At 74.0% G+C, this 12,014-nt stretch carries 12 protein-coding genes; 9 read left to right on the top strand and 3 right to left on the bottom strand.

The annotated features are described in order from the left end of the window. Positions 1-67: 67 nt before the first annotated feature. From ACIGNX_RS28660 to ACIGNX_RS28635, 6 genes are read left to right on the top strand one after another with little or no spacing between them, the layout of a single operon-like run. Positions 68-1,975 (top strand): hypothetical protein, encoded by a 1,908-nt coding sequence (locus tag ACIGNX_RS28660; RefSeq protein ID WP_396543923.1) that lies wholly within the window; start codon positions 68-70, stop codon positions 1,973-1,975. Beyond that, the gene (locus tag ACIGNX_RS28655; RefSeq protein WP_396543922.1) at positions 1,975-2,586 is read left to right on the top strand and encodes a hypothetical protein; all 612 of its coding nucleotides are present in this window, start codon (positions 1,975-1,977) and stop codon (positions 2,584-2,586) included. Before ACIGNX_RS28660 ends, ACIGNX_RS28655 begins: the two co-directional genes overlap by 1 nt. A gap of 1 nt (position 2,587) precedes the next feature. Then, positions 2,588-3,589 carry a C40 family peptidase gene (locus tag ACIGNX_RS28650; RefSeq protein WP_396543921.1) on the top strand — a complete coding sequence of 334 codons (1,002 nt, stop codon included), beginning with the start codon at positions 2,588-2,590 and terminating at the stop codon, positions 3,587-3,589. A gap of 12 nt (positions 3,590-3,601) precedes the next feature. Beyond that, positions 3,602-4,138 carry a hypothetical protein gene (locus ACIGNX_RS28645; protein WP_396543920.1) on the top strand — a complete coding sequence of 179 codons (537 nt, stop codon included), beginning with the start codon at positions 3,602-3,604 and terminating at the stop codon, positions 4,136-4,138. Positions 4,139-4,169: 31 nt separating this feature from the next. Continuing rightward, the gene (locus ACIGNX_RS28640; RefSeq protein WP_396543919.1) at positions 4,170-4,358 is read left to right on the top strand and encodes a hypothetical protein; all 189 of its coding nucleotides are present in this window, start codon (positions 4,170-4,172) and stop codon (positions 4,356-4,358) included. Between the two features lie 21 nt (positions 4,359-4,379). Next, positions 4,380-5,786, top strand: a complete 1,407-nt coding sequence (locus ACIGNX_RS28635) for an RNB domain-containing ribonuclease (RefSeq protein ID WP_396543918.1) — start codon at positions 4,380-4,382, stop codon at positions 5,784-5,786. Positions 5,787-6,076: 290 nt separating this feature from the next. On the opposite strand, the gene ACIGNX_RS28630 is transcribed toward ACIGNX_RS28635, so the two are convergent. After that, on the bottom strand, positions 6,077-7,189 hold the full coding sequence (locus ACIGNX_RS28630; RefSeq protein ID WP_396543917.1) for an FAD-dependent monooxygenase: 1,113 nt from the start codon (positions 7,187-7,189) through the stop codon (positions 6,077-6,079). A 121-nt stretch (positions 7,190-7,310) separates the two neighbouring features. On the opposite strand from ACIGNX_RS28630, the gene ACIGNX_RS28625 reads away from it, so the two are divergent. From ACIGNX_RS28625 to ACIGNX_RS28615, 3 genes are read left to right on the top strand one after another with little or no spacing between them, the layout of a single operon-like run. Beyond that, positions 7,311-8,240, top strand: a complete 930-nt coding sequence (locus tag ACIGNX_RS28625; RefSeq protein WP_396543916.1) for a TetR/AcrR family transcriptional regulator C-terminal domain-containing protein — start codon at positions 7,311-7,313, stop codon at positions 8,238-8,240. 28 nt (positions 8,241-8,268) lie between these two features. Beyond that, entirely contained in the window at positions 8,269-8,937 is a 669-nt protein-coding gene (npdG, locus tag ACIGNX_RS28620) for an NADPH-dependent F420 reductase (protein WP_396543915.1), read from the top strand. Then, positions 8,937-9,686, top strand: a complete 750-nt coding sequence (locus ACIGNX_RS28615) for a helical backbone metal receptor (protein WP_396543914.1) — start codon at positions 8,937-8,939, stop codon at positions 9,684-9,686. Before npdG ends, ACIGNX_RS28615 begins: the two co-directional genes overlap by 1 nt. On the opposite strand, the gene pip is transcribed toward ACIGNX_RS28615, so the two are convergent. After that, on the bottom strand, positions 9,673-10,617 hold the full coding sequence (pip, locus tag ACIGNX_RS28610) for a prolyl aminopeptidase (protein WP_396543913.1): 945 nt from the start codon (positions 10,615-10,617) through the stop codon (positions 9,673-9,675). The two genes, ACIGNX_RS28615 and pip, sit on opposite strands and share 14 nt — an antisense overlap. Before the next feature lie 35 nt (positions 10,618-10,652). Then, on the bottom strand, positions 10,653-11,906 hold the full coding sequence (locus ACIGNX_RS28605) for a YcaO-like family protein (protein ID WP_396543912.1): 1,254 nt from the start codon (positions 11,904-11,906) through the stop codon (positions 10,653-10,655). Between the last annotated feature and the right edge of the window lie 108 nt (positions 11,907-12,014).

Here is a 12,014-nt window from a genome sequence, read left to right as displayed (position 1 = left end):
GCGTGCCCACCGGGTCGGGCGCGGGGTCGCGCGGTCACGTCGGAGCGGGCGCCGGCGAGGTGCGCCCATGAGCACGCTGGTGTTGGTGGCGCTGGTCGCCGTCGCGCTCCGCGCGCGACGGCGCTTCAGACGAGCGCAGGAAGACGCGCAGGCGCACGGCCACCCGGCGCGCGCCCGGTGGCGCGCCCTGGCCGTGGTCGTGGCGATCGTCGGCCTCCAGGTGGTCATCGGGGCCACGCCCGCCGGCGCCGCGCCCTGCGGTGAGGCGCCCAACCCGGAACGGCCGGGTTCCGGCATGGTCGGCGCGATCGACCCGCCCATCGGCAACGGCCTGCCCGACACGCCCTACCTCAACCACGGGTACGCGGGCATGGTCTGGCACACCTACCAGGAGAAGTGCCTGGTGCCGAACGCCACGCCCGTCCTGGACACGTGGATGGGCAACGAGCTGTTCAACATCGGCAAGAACATCGTCGGCGCGACGAACGCCCTGCACTACACGGTCGTGGGCCAGGGCCTGCTGCAACCGCTGGACGAGGCGGTCAAGACCGGCGTGCAGAAGGTCTACGACAACGTCTACCTGCGCTGGTTCGGCCTGGTCGCGCTGATCCTCGCGGTGCTGATGTTCCGCCAGATCTGGCAGGGCGACCTGGCCTCGATCAGCAAGCGCGGGTTGTGGGCGCTGGCCGCGATGTGGCTGGCGACCTCGACGCTGGCGCTGCCGCAGTTCTACAACGTCCTCGACAGCACGCTGGTCACCAAGACCTCGGAGATCCAGGCCGGGTTCATCGACGTGGACGCGAACGAGGACACGCTGGACAAGCTGCCCTCGCAGCTGCACAACACCGTGGTCTACCAGAGCTGGCTGCGCGGCGAGTTCGGCTCACCGGAAGCGCCGCAGGCGACGGAGTTCGGCCCGCGGCTGCTGGGCGCGCAGGCGTGGACGGTGCAGGAGCTGGCCGAGCACAAGGACGGCGACCAGGCCGCCCTGGACGCCAAGAAGGCCGAGTACAAGAACATCTACGCGCAGCTCGGCCCGACCAAGGGCTACTTCAGCGGCGAGGACGGCGGCCGCACCGGCGCCGGGTTCCTGTCGCTGCTGCAGGCCGTCGCGTTCTCGCTGTTCCAGCTGTTCGCCAAGGCCGCGGTGCTGCTGGCGCAGCTGCTGCTGCGGGTGCTGACGCTGGCCGGGCCGCTCATCGGCCTGGTCGCGCTGATCCACCACGACCTGCTGCGCAAGGTCGCCCGCGCGGCGGCGGTGACGGTGTTCAACGTGCTGGTGCTGGCCGTCCTGGCGGGCACGCACGCGCTGCTGCTCCAGGCGATCTTCAGCGCCACCGGCCTGACGCTGCTGACCAAGGCGCTGCTGGGATTGATGCTGACGCTGGTGTGCTTCATGGTCGGCAAGCCCCTGCGCCGGATGTGGCAGATGGTGGAGATGTCCGTCGGCTCGGCGGGCAGCGCGCTGCCCATGCGCGGCGGGATCCTGTCGCGGTTGCGGAAGAAGAAGGAAGGGCCCTCCCCGCAGGAGGAGTTCTGGGACACCGTGCGCGACACCGACCCGGACGGGCCCGAGGTGCCGCAGCGCGACCGGCGGCGGGTGCGGCCCGAGGCGGCCAACCCCGTGGCCGCGACGGCGCAGCGGTTGGACCGGGCCGGGAACAGCGTCGGCGAGCTGGGCACGGCGGTGCCGCGCAACGGCGCGGTCGCGCTGCCGGCCGGCGGCGGTGGCGGGCCGGCGGCGTTGCCGGTCGGCCGGTCGCGGGTGGTCGACGCGCCGCCCATCGCCGACCGGAACTACGACCGGGCGGACGACGCCGTGCTCGTCCCCTCACGGGTCAACGGGTCCGGCCGGGTGCTGGACGCGCCCACCACCGTGCCGGGGCCGCGGCGCGCCGAGACGGAGGTCGTGGCGGGGCGGCAGGTCCACGTGATCTACCGGCCGTCACGCGGGCTTGAGGTCAGGGACAGCTGATGCCGATCCGCACCAACCGCGGCCGCGCGGCCGTGTACCGACGCCTGTGGGGCTGGCCGCTGCGCTCGCCCCGGCACCTCGCGACCACGATCATCGGCGTGGTCGTCGTGGTGACCACGATCAGCGTGATCATCCCGAACGCGATCAAGCCCCGGCCGGGCGGTGGCACCGCGGCGGGCGCGACGTCCACCGCGACCAGCGACAGCGGCGGGGGCAACCAGATCGGCGTGCTGCCCAGCACCACGTCCACCCCGCTGCCGACGAAGGCCGCGAGCCCCACCCCGGCGCCCACGTCCGCGCCGGTCAACCCGAGCGCGCAGCTCGCCGCCGACGGGTGGGTGGACGCGTTCAGCTCCTTCGAGCCGGGCAAGAGCACCAAGGAGAAGTGGCTCGCGGGCCTCAAGCCGTTCACGTCCGACGAGCTGTACCCCCGATTGGCGTCGATCGACCCGGCGAACGTGCCCGTGGTGATCGACCAGGCGGTCAAGCCGATCAAGTCGTTCACCGACTCGGCGGAGTTCGAGGCCAAGTTGGCGGACGGCAAGCTCGTCGTGACCGTGGTGAAGCTCCCCGAGGGTTGGCGCGTGCACGAGTTCGACAAGGTGGGGTGACATGCTGAAGATCGGGCTGGTGGTGGCCGCGGTCGTGGCCGTGGTCGCGGTGGCCGTCACCAACGGCGTGTCCACCGTCCTCAACGAGAACACGCCGTCGAACGAGGCCGCCGGCATCCGCATGGCGAGCTGCAACGCCTCGATCGGGCCGTGGCAGGGCGGTGGCGAGAGCAAGGGCCGCGGCGACGCGGACCGCCTCACCGACGAGCAGCGCACGACCGTCGCCAACATCATCTCCATCGGCCGCAAGCGCGAGCTGCCGCCGCTGGCGTGGCAGGTCGCGATCCAGGCGGGCATGACGGAGTCCGGGCTGCGCAGCCTGGACTACGGCGACCGCGACTCGCTGGGCATCTTCCAGATGCGCCCGTCGATGGGCTGGGGCACGGCCCGGCAGGTCACCGACCCCGAGTACGCGATCAACAAGTTCTACGACGTGCTGCTCCAGCTGCCCGACTGGAAGGAGCAGCGGCCCGGCGACTCGGCCCAGGACGTGGAGCGGTCGGCGTTCCCCGACCGGTACCACAAGTGGGAGGCCATGGCCGCGTTCCTGATCGGGCAGGAGGGCGACGTCAGCGACCCGGCGGGCTGCGGCGAGGGCGTCGGCGACTACCTGCTCGCGTCCAACGCGGCGGCGACCGCCATCGAGTTCACCAAGCAGCAGCTCGGCGAGCCGTACCTGTGGGGCGGCAACGGCCCGGACGCCTGGGACTGCTCCGGCATCCTGGTCAAGGCGTTCGCGGCGGCCGGCGTGAAGATCCCCCGGGTGGCGAACGACCAGTACATGTCCGGTGGCGCGTACCTGCCGGTGCGGGAGGCCAAGGCCGGTGACCTGATCTTCTGGGCCACCAACCCGGCCAACCCCGTGACGGTGCACCACGTGGCGATGTACCTGGGCAACGACGAGTACATCCACGCGCCGCAGACCGGTGACGTGGTGAAGATCAGCAAGATCAACTGGGACTACCACGAGTTGATGCCGCTGGCCGTCCGGCCGGGCGTGTAGGGAGGCACGACGGTGTTCAACCACGACCCCATCCAGCGGCACGCCGGGCCGCCCGCGTCCAGCACCCCGACGCGCGACTACCTCAACACCCGGCCGCCGGGCACCGACCAGTCCTACGCGGTGCTGCCGCGGTCGCTGGTCGAGGCGATGCCGCTGCCGTGGCAGCAGCAGATGGCCCACCTGCTGGCCGACTTCCACCGCACCTACGCGCACCTGAACTGGCCGGTGTACCGGGTGGTGCCGTCCCGCATGGAACGGCTGGTCGACCTGGACGAGGACCAGCTCGCCGAGGTCGGCGCGATCGTGGAGATCGACTCGGACGGCGAGCTGGTCTACCGCGACCGCAGCGGCGCGGTGATCAGCGACCCGGAGCAGCGGACGGTGCTGGTGTCGGTGCTCGACCCGATCCCGGGCGAGTTCGCCAACGCCAACCAGAACACCCCGCCGCGCGGCTTCCCCCAGCCGCCGCCGGTGGTGCCGCAGCCGACGTTCCCGCAGTCGGGCCCGGTCGCGGTGCAGACGCCGCAGCCGCCCCAGTGGCGAACATGACACGCGCCGCGGCACGTGGAAGCCTGGGGCCATGGCTTCAGACCCGAACGCTTGGTACTACTGCCTGACCCACCAGACGGTGGAGCACGGTGTCGGCTGCCGGGGTGGGGACCGCATGGGTCCCTACCCCGACGAGGCGACGGCGCAGCGCGCGCTGGAACTGGCCCGGGAGCGCACGAAAGCCGAGGACAAGGCCGATAAGGAGTGGGGCAGGCGCTGAGGCCGGCTTAGGGTGCACCCCATGGTGATCCGCACCGGTCGAGCGGACCTGGACTTCGGCGGCATCCGCACCGAGTTCGGCCTGCCGGGGGAGTTCCCGCCCGCCGCGCTGGCCGAGGCGCAGGCAGCGGTGTCGCGCGATATCGGCTCGGCCGACCGCGAGGACGCGACGGCGCTGCCGCTCGTGACGATCGACCCGCCCGGCGCGAAGGACCTGGACCAGGCGTTGCTGGTGCAGCGCGTCGGGTCGGGGTTCCGGGTGCACTACGCGATCGCCGACCTCGGCGTGTTCGTCGTGCCCGGCGGCGCGCTGGACACCGAGGTGCGCAAGCGCGGGCAGACGCTCTACCTGCCCGACGGCAACGTGCCGCTGCACCCGCCGGTGCTGTCGGAGGGCGCGGCGAGCCTGCTGCCGGGCCAGGCGCGGCCCTCCGTGCTGTGGACGTTCGAGTGCGGCCCCGACGGCGAGCCGGTCGACGTGCGGGTGCGGCGCGCGGTGGTGCGCTCCACCGCGCAGTTCGACTACGAGACCGTGCAGGCGTCGTTCGACGCGGGCACCCCGCACCCGTCGGTCGAGGCGCTGCCCGACTTCGGCCGGCTGCGGCGGGAGCGGGCGGCCGAGCGCGGCGCGGTCGAGTTGCAGCTGCCGGAGCAGGAGATCGTGCCCAACGGCGACGGCGACTGGAAGCTCGTGGTCCGCCCGCGCGCCGACGTCGACGCCTGGAACGCGGAGATCTCCCTGCTCACCGGCATGTCCGCGGCGCGGGTCATGCTGGACGCGAAGGTCGGCGTGCTGCGCACGCTGCCGGACGCGGACGACGGCGCGGTGGACGCGTTGCGCCGGTCGGCGCAGGCGTTGGGCGTGCCGTGGCCGGACGGGGTGAGCCCGGCGCGGCTGCTCGCGGGCCTGGACCCGAGCCGGCCGGAGTCGTTGGCGTTGTTCGTGGACGCGACCCGGCTGCTGCGGGGCGCGGGCTACACGGCGTTCAACGGCGAGGTGCCCGCCGTCTCGACGCACGCGGGCCTCGGCGCGCCGTACACCCACGTGACCGCGCCGCTGCGCCGGCTGGTGGACCGCTTCGCCGCCGAGGTGTGCCTGGCCGTCACGGCGGGGCGGGAGGTGCCGGGGTGGCTGACCGAGGCGCTGCCGCTGTTGCCGGGCCTGATGGGCGGCTCGGACGCGCTGGCGGGCAAGGTGGACCGGGCGTGCCTGGACCAGGTCGAGGCGTGGGTGCTGGCCGACCGGGTGGGGCAGGAGTTCGAGGCGGTCGTGCTGCGGGCCGACGGGAACGGCGCGGACGTCTTCATCCCCCAACCGCCGGTGATGAGCCGCTGCACGGGGGAGGACCTGCCGGAGGGCGAGCGCATCGGGGTGCGGCTGGTGGAGGCCGACCCCGAGCGCCGCAAGGTCGTCTTCGAACGCCTGTGACGGCTACCGGTCCGGCCGTCCCGCTCTCACCGCCGCCGGGAACGCCTCCGCCGGCCGGCCGTTGACCGGCAGCACCTTCGAGTCGCGGACCTCGCGAACCGGGTCATCGCCGAGGGCGTGTCGCCCGGCGTCGAGCGCCCGCCGGCCCTCTTCGACCTGCCGGACGGCTCGTCGGTGGTCTTCTACCCCTACCCGCACGAGGCGTTCCTCACCGAGGCACCCGACGAGGTGGCGGCCGCCCGCGCGCTCTTCGCCCGGCACGCGAGCGCTCGCGCCCCCGGCCGCGTGACTCAGTCCAGCGCGATCGCGTGCTTGGCCCGCTCGACCGACTCCGCCGCCGGGGGACCGGCCGGGTTCTCCGTGGCCAAGGCCTGGTTCAGCTCGACGAACGGGCGCATCCTCCGCTCGTAGGCGTCGAACGCGGTGGCGTGGTCGGTGCCCGCGCGGCCCAGTTCGTCGGCCAGCACGTAAGCGCCGACGAGCGCCAGGCCGGTGCCCTGCCCGGACAGCGCCGACGCGCAGTACCCCGCGTCGCCGACCAGCGCCACCCGCCCGCTCGTCCAGCGGTCCATGTGGACCTGCGCCATCGAGTCGAAGTAGAAGTCCGGCGCGTCCGCCATGGCCGCCAGCAGGGACGGCACCTCCCAGCCCACGCCCGCCAGCCGGTCGGCGACCAGCCGCTTCTGCCCCTCGACGTCGCGGTGGTCGTAGGTCACCGGCTCGGACCCGAACCCCAGCGTGACCCGCAGCTCGGTGTTGTCCCGCACCGGGTAGACCGCGCCGCCCGCGCCCGAACCGGCGTCCTGGAACCACACCTGCCAGTTGTCCAGCCCCAGGAGGTTGGCGGTGGGGAAGATCGCGAGGTACCGGCCCAGGTGCCGGGTGAACCGCTCCTCCGGCCCGAACGCGAGCCGCCGCACGGCGGAGTGCGCACCGTCCGCCCCGACCACGAGGTCGAACGTCCGGAACCCGCCCCGCGCCAACTCGACCCGCACGCCGTGCTCCTCCTCGCGCAGGTCGGTGATCCAGTCGTCGTGCACGTGCTCGACCCGGCCCGCCGCGGCCTCGTGCAGCAGGGCCACCAGGTCCTCGCGCAGCAGCTCGACGTCCTCGCCGGCCAACAGCCCGCTGCTGAACGTCCGCTCCTCGGACCGGAACAGCTCGTTGCCCCGCCCGTCCAGCACGGACATCCCGCGCATCCGGGTGCGCGCGGCCCGCACCGCCTCGCCGATGCCCATCCGGTCCACCACGTCGAGCGCGACGCCCCGGACGTCCACCGCCTGGCCGCCCCGCCGCGGGCCGGGCGCGCGTTCCACCACCGTCACCGAGAAGCCGTTGCGCCGCAGCCAGTAGGCCACCGCCGAACCGGCGACACCGGCACCTGAGACCAGCGCGTTCCGCATCGTGTTCCCCTTCGACATACGCTGTACGTTTACGGTGGACACGATGCACGACAGCGCGGCAGAACGGCGGAACTGACCTAGTACAGTTCCGCTCTGTACCAGTACAGATCGGAGGCGCGGGATGGCCACGCCGAGGTACCCGGACATCGTCGCCGACCTCCGGCGGCGCATCGAGCGGGGCGAACTGCCGCCGGGCGCGAAGGTGCCCTCGACGCGCCGGATCGCCGCCGAGTGGGGTGTCGCGATGGCGACCGCGGCGAAGGCGCTCACGACCCTCGCGCAGGAGGGACTGGTCCGGGCCGAACCGCGGTCCGGCACGGTGGTCGCCGAACGCCGGCCGGCGCCGGCGGGACCCCGTGCTCCGCACCGGGTGCGCCCGGCCGAGCTGACCCGCGAGCGGGTCGTGCGGGCCGCGATCGCGATCGCCGACGCCGAAGGGCTCGGCGTGCTGTCCATGCGCGGTGTCGCGGCCCGGCTCGGGGTGGCACCGATGTCGCCCTACCGGCACGTGTCGGGCAAGGACGAGCTGGTCGTCCTCATGACCGACACGGCGTTCGGCGAGCGCGGCTACCCGGCACGGCCGCCGGACGGCTGGCGCGCGCGGTGGGAACTGGGCGCGCGCACGCTGTGGTCGCTGTACCGGCGGCACCCGTGGCTGGCCCACCTCAGCCCGATCACCCGGCCGCTGCCGCTGCCGAACCTCGCCGTGCACGCGGACTGGGCGCTGTCCGCGCTGGAGGACCTGGACCTGAGCGCCGCCGCCAGGTGCGACCTGCACGTGACGCTGTTCAGCTACGTGCACGGCGTCGCGGTCCACCTCGAACGCGAGCGGCAGGCCATGGGCGCGTCCGGGCTCTCGGAGGAGGAGTGGATGGACGGCCAGGCCCCGGCGATGGCGGCGATCGTCGACTCCGGCCGCTACCCGGCGTTCGCGCGGATGCTCGGCGCGCTGGCCGTGGAGGGCTACGACCTCGACCTGGACCACCTGTTCGAACTGGGGCTGCGGGCGATGCTCGACGGCCTGGAACTGCGGTTCGACCGCAGGGCGTGAGGGTGGTCGGGTGTGATGTGATGGCCCGGTGACTGGTATTCGTGAGCTGACCGTCGGGGTGCTGGGCGGCACCGGGGCGCAGGGCAGGGGCTTGGCGCTGCGGTGGGCCAAGGCCGGCTTGAAGGTCGTCATCGGGTCGCGCGACGCCGGGCGCGCCGAGGCCGCGGCCGAGGAGCTGCGCGCGCAGGCCGGTGTCGGGCACGTCAGCGGCGCGGACAACGAGAGCTGCGCGGCGCAGGCGGACGTGGTGCTGATCGCCGTGCCGTGGGACGGGCACGCGGACACCGTGGCGGCGCTGCGCGAGCCGCTGCGGGGCAAGGTCGTGATCGACTGCGTGAACCCGCTGGGCTTCGACAAGCAGGGCCCGTACGCGCTGCCCGTGCCGGAGGGCAGCGCCGCCCAGCAGGCCGCCGCGCTGCTGCCGGACTCCCGCGTGACGGCCGCGTTCCACCACGTCTCCGCGGTCAACCTGGCCGACCTGGGCATCGAGCGGGTGGACAACGACGTGCTCGTCCTCGGTGACGACCGCGAGGCCACCGACCTGGTCCGGGAGCTGGCCGAGACGATCCCGGGCTTCCGCGGCGTCTACGGCGGGCGGCTGCGCAACGCCCACCAGGTGGAGGCGTTCACCGCGAACATCATCGCGATCAACCGCCGCTACAAGGCGCACGCCGGCCTCAAGATCACCGACATCTGATGCTGCCGGTCGACGACCTCGGCGAGCCGGTGCCGCTGCCCGGCCCGCCGTCCCGCGTGGTCAGCCTGGTGCCGTCGCTCACCGAGGCCGTCGACCCGGCCGTGCTCGTCGGCGCGACGGACTACTGCACGCACCCGCCGGACCTGGACGTGACCCGCGTGGGCGGGTCGAAGTACCCGGACGTGGACCGGGTGCTGGCGCTGCGGCCCGACCTCGTGCTGGCCAACAGCGAGGAGAACCGCCCGCAGGACGTGGAGCGGCTGCGCGCCGACGGCATCCCGGTGTGGGTCACCGCCGCGCCCGCCACCGTGCCCGCCGCGCTCGGCTCGCTGCGCCGCCTGCTCGGCACGGCGTGGGACGCGGAACCGGACTGGCTGGTCGAGGCCGAACGGCTGTGGCGCGACGTGACGCCGCCGTGGGCGCGGGCCGTGGTCCCGGTGTGGCGCAAGCCGTGGGTGGTGCTGGGGCGTGACACGTTCGCGGGGGACGTCCTGCTGCGCCTCGGGGTCGTCAACGCCTTCGCCGACCACCCCGACCGCTACCCGCGCCCCGACCTCTCCGAGCTGCAGGACGCCGACCTGGTGGTGCTGCCCGACGAGCCGTACCTGTTCACCCCCGACGACGGCCCGCAGTTCTTCCCCGGCCTGCGCCCGGTGCACGTCTCGGGCCGCCACCTGACCTGGTACGGCCCGTCGCTGGTCCAGGCCCGCCCGGCCCTGGAGGCCGCGCTCCGGGTCACGCGCCCCTGAACCGGTCGGTGGCGGCCAGCAGGGCGCGCAGGATGCCCGGCTCGTCGTACGCGTGCCCGGCGTCCGGGACGACCACCAGCCGCGACCCCGGCCACGCCCGGTGCAGGTCCCAGGCCGTGGTGGCGGGCGTGGCCACGTCGTAGCGGCCCTGCACGATCACGCCCGGGATGCCCGCGAGGCGGTGCGCGTCGCGCAGCAGCTGCCCCTCCTCCAGCCACCCGCCGTGCCGGAAGTAGTGGTTCTCGATCCGGGCGAACGCCAGCGCGTACCGCGGCTGCGCGAACGCCTCCACCAGCTCCGGCCGGGGCCGCAGGGTGACCGTCGAGCCCTCCCAGACGCTCCACGCCACCGCGGCCCGCTCGCGCACGGCCGGGTCGGGGTCGTGCAGCAGCCGCGCGTAGGACCCGATCACGTCCTCGCCCTCCGGCACGAGCGCCGCCACCCGCTCCCACAGCTCCGGGAACAACATCCCCGCGCCGCCGCCGTAGTACCAGTCCAGTTCCTTGCGTCGCAGGGTGAAGACGCCCCGCAGCACCAGCTCGGTGACCCGCTCCGGGTGCGCCTGCGCGTAGGCCAGCGCCAGCGTCGAACCCCACGACCCGCCGAACACCTGCCACCGGTCCACGCCCAGGTGCTCGCGGACCCGCTCCAGGTCCGACACGAGGTGCCAGGTGGTGTTGGTCGACAGGTCCGCGCCGGGCTCGGACGCGTGCGGCACCGACCGCCCGCAGCCGCGCTGGTCCAGCAGCACGATCCGGTACGCGGCCGGGTCGAACAGCCTGCGGTGCGCGGGCGAGCACCCGCCGCCCGGCCCGCCGTGCAGGAACACCACGGGCTTGCCGTAGGGGTTCCCGCACACCTCCCAGTACACGCGGTTGCCGTCGCCCACGTCGAGCAGGCCCTGGTCGTACGGTTCGATCTCGGGGTACATGCGCCCACTGTGCCCGAGGACCGGTCGCGAGCCGATCACCGCCGGGTGCGGTGGGCGTGCCCGCGTCGCCCGGGCAGCACGGGCACGCCGTCGGTGACGAGCATGAACCGCTCCAACCCCGGGACGCACACGTTGAGCACGGCCAGGTGCGCGGTGACGTGCCGGTGCCATCCGAAGGCTCGGTACCCGGCCCGGTCCAGGCGGCTCAGCAGGGCGTCGAGGTGGGCGCGGGGCGTGGTGGGCGCGTCGGTGTCGGTGAACGCGACGGGCCGGATCCCGCCGGCGGCGGTGAGGTCGGCCAGGTGGCAGCGGTGCAGTGCCGGGTAGCCGGTGGTGCGCGGGAGGCGTCCGGCGCGCGGGTCGGCCCCGTGGGTGGCGATGCTGTGGATCTGGATCAGCTCGGTCAGGGCGCGTTCGGCGGCGTAGCGGGCCGACAGCGAAGCGCCGCACCCGCGCACCCGGGCGGGCAGTCCCGGCGGTGCGGGGGTGTGGGCCCAGTAGGCGGGCACGCCGAGGTCGGTGGTCATGTCGACCAGGTGCACGGGACGGCCGAGCAGGTCCGAGGCGCGCCGGTGCAGCGCGGCGAGGTCGCCGGGCAGCGTCGCGGGTCGGACGACGCGCAGCGGCGCGGGTCGGCGCGCCAGGAAGCGCTCGACCAGCAGCAGTGACATCGCGTCGCGCTCGACAACCTCGTTGACGGCGTGGACGGCGGCCTCGACGGCGGTGGTGCCCGCGGCCCAGCCGCTGTTGAGCGAGTAGCGGCGGGCGGACGCGTAGTCGTAGGTGTCGCCGAGCGCGGCCCGCGCGTCGGCGTGGTCGTCGGCGACGTGGTCGGGCGAGGACAGGAACACCGGCAGGGCGCGTTCGGTGTCGTCCAGCAGGTCCCGGTAGGGCAGGCACGCCAGCGGCCGGTCCGGTCCGGCGGCGAGCAGGGCGAGCGCGGCGTCGTCGGCCAGGCCGGCGGCGGCCTCGTGCGCCCGGACCGCCCGGACGTGGTGCGCCGGCAGTGTCCGGCTGAGGTGGTGCTCCAGCGCCTCGAACACCGCGCCGACCCGCGCCGCGCCCTCGGTGCCCTTGCCGGAGCCGTCACCTCCGAGGACCGGTCGGCCGTCGCGGCGCAGGACACACCGCCACGCGCCGGGGTCGTCGGCGGGCACGGGGGTCAGGTGGGCGGTCAACCCGAGTTCGGCGACCGCGGCGAGCCCGTGCGACCAGGCCCGGGCGAGGTCGACCGCCCGTTCACCGGACTGGGCGCGCTCGGCGCCGGTGCCGGACAGGACTTGCGACATGGCTGTTCCTCCGACGGCGACGGCGTGGAGATCGGGGCCGACGGGTGGGTGGAGGCGCCGGACCGGCCCTCCACCCGCCCCGGCGACTACCGCGGGACCTGCGGCGTC

It is taken from the genome of Actinosynnema sp. NPDC053489, from assembly GCF_044544865.1.
Taxonomy (GTDB): domain Bacteria; phylum Actinomycetota; class Actinomycetes; order Mycobacteriales; family Pseudonocardiaceae; genus Actinosynnema.
This window is presented reverse-complemented; position numbering and strand designations above follow the sequence as displayed.

Bases quoted from the DNA above. Each gene is read 5' to 3' on its own strand.
- ACIGNX_RS28655 (WP_396543922.1), top strand. From the start codon at position 1,975: ATGCCGATCCGCACCAACCGCGGCCGCGCGGCCGTGTACCGACGCCTG.
- pip (WP_396543913.1), bottom strand. From the start codon at position 10,617: ATGTACCCCGAGATCGAACCGTACGACCAGGGCCTGCTCGACGTGGGC.
- ACIGNX_RS28615 (WP_396543914.1), top strand. From the start codon at position 8,937: ATGCTGCCGGTCGACGACCTCGGCGAGCCGGTGCCGCTGCCCGGCCCG.
- ACIGNX_RS28640 (WP_396543919.1), top strand. From the start codon at position 4,170: ATGGCTTCAGACCCGAACGCTTGGTACTACTGCCTGACCCACCAGACG.
- ACIGNX_RS28630 (WP_396543917.1), bottom strand. From the start codon at position 7,189: ATGCGGAACGCGCTGGTCTCAGGTGCCGGTGTCGCCGGTTCGGCGGTG.
- ACIGNX_RS28605 (WP_396543912.1), bottom strand. From the start codon at position 11,906: ATGTCGCAAGTCCTGTCCGGCACCGGCGCCGAGCGCGCCCAGTCCGGT.
- ACIGNX_RS28650 (WP_396543921.1), top strand. From the start codon at position 2,588: ATGCTGAAGATCGGGCTGGTGGTGGCCGCGGTCGTGGCCGTGGTCGCG.
- ACIGNX_RS28635 (WP_396543918.1), top strand. From the start codon at position 4,380: ATGGTGATCCGCACCGGTCGAGCGGACCTGGACTTCGGCGGCATCCGC.
- ACIGNX_RS28660 (WP_396543923.1), top strand. From the start codon at position 68: ATGAGCACGCTGGTGTTGGTGGCGCTGGTCGCCGTCGCGCTCCGCGCG.
- ACIGNX_RS28625 (WP_396543916.1), top strand. From the start codon at position 7,311: ATGGCCACGCCGAGGTACCCGGACATCGTCGCCGACCTCCGGCGGCGC.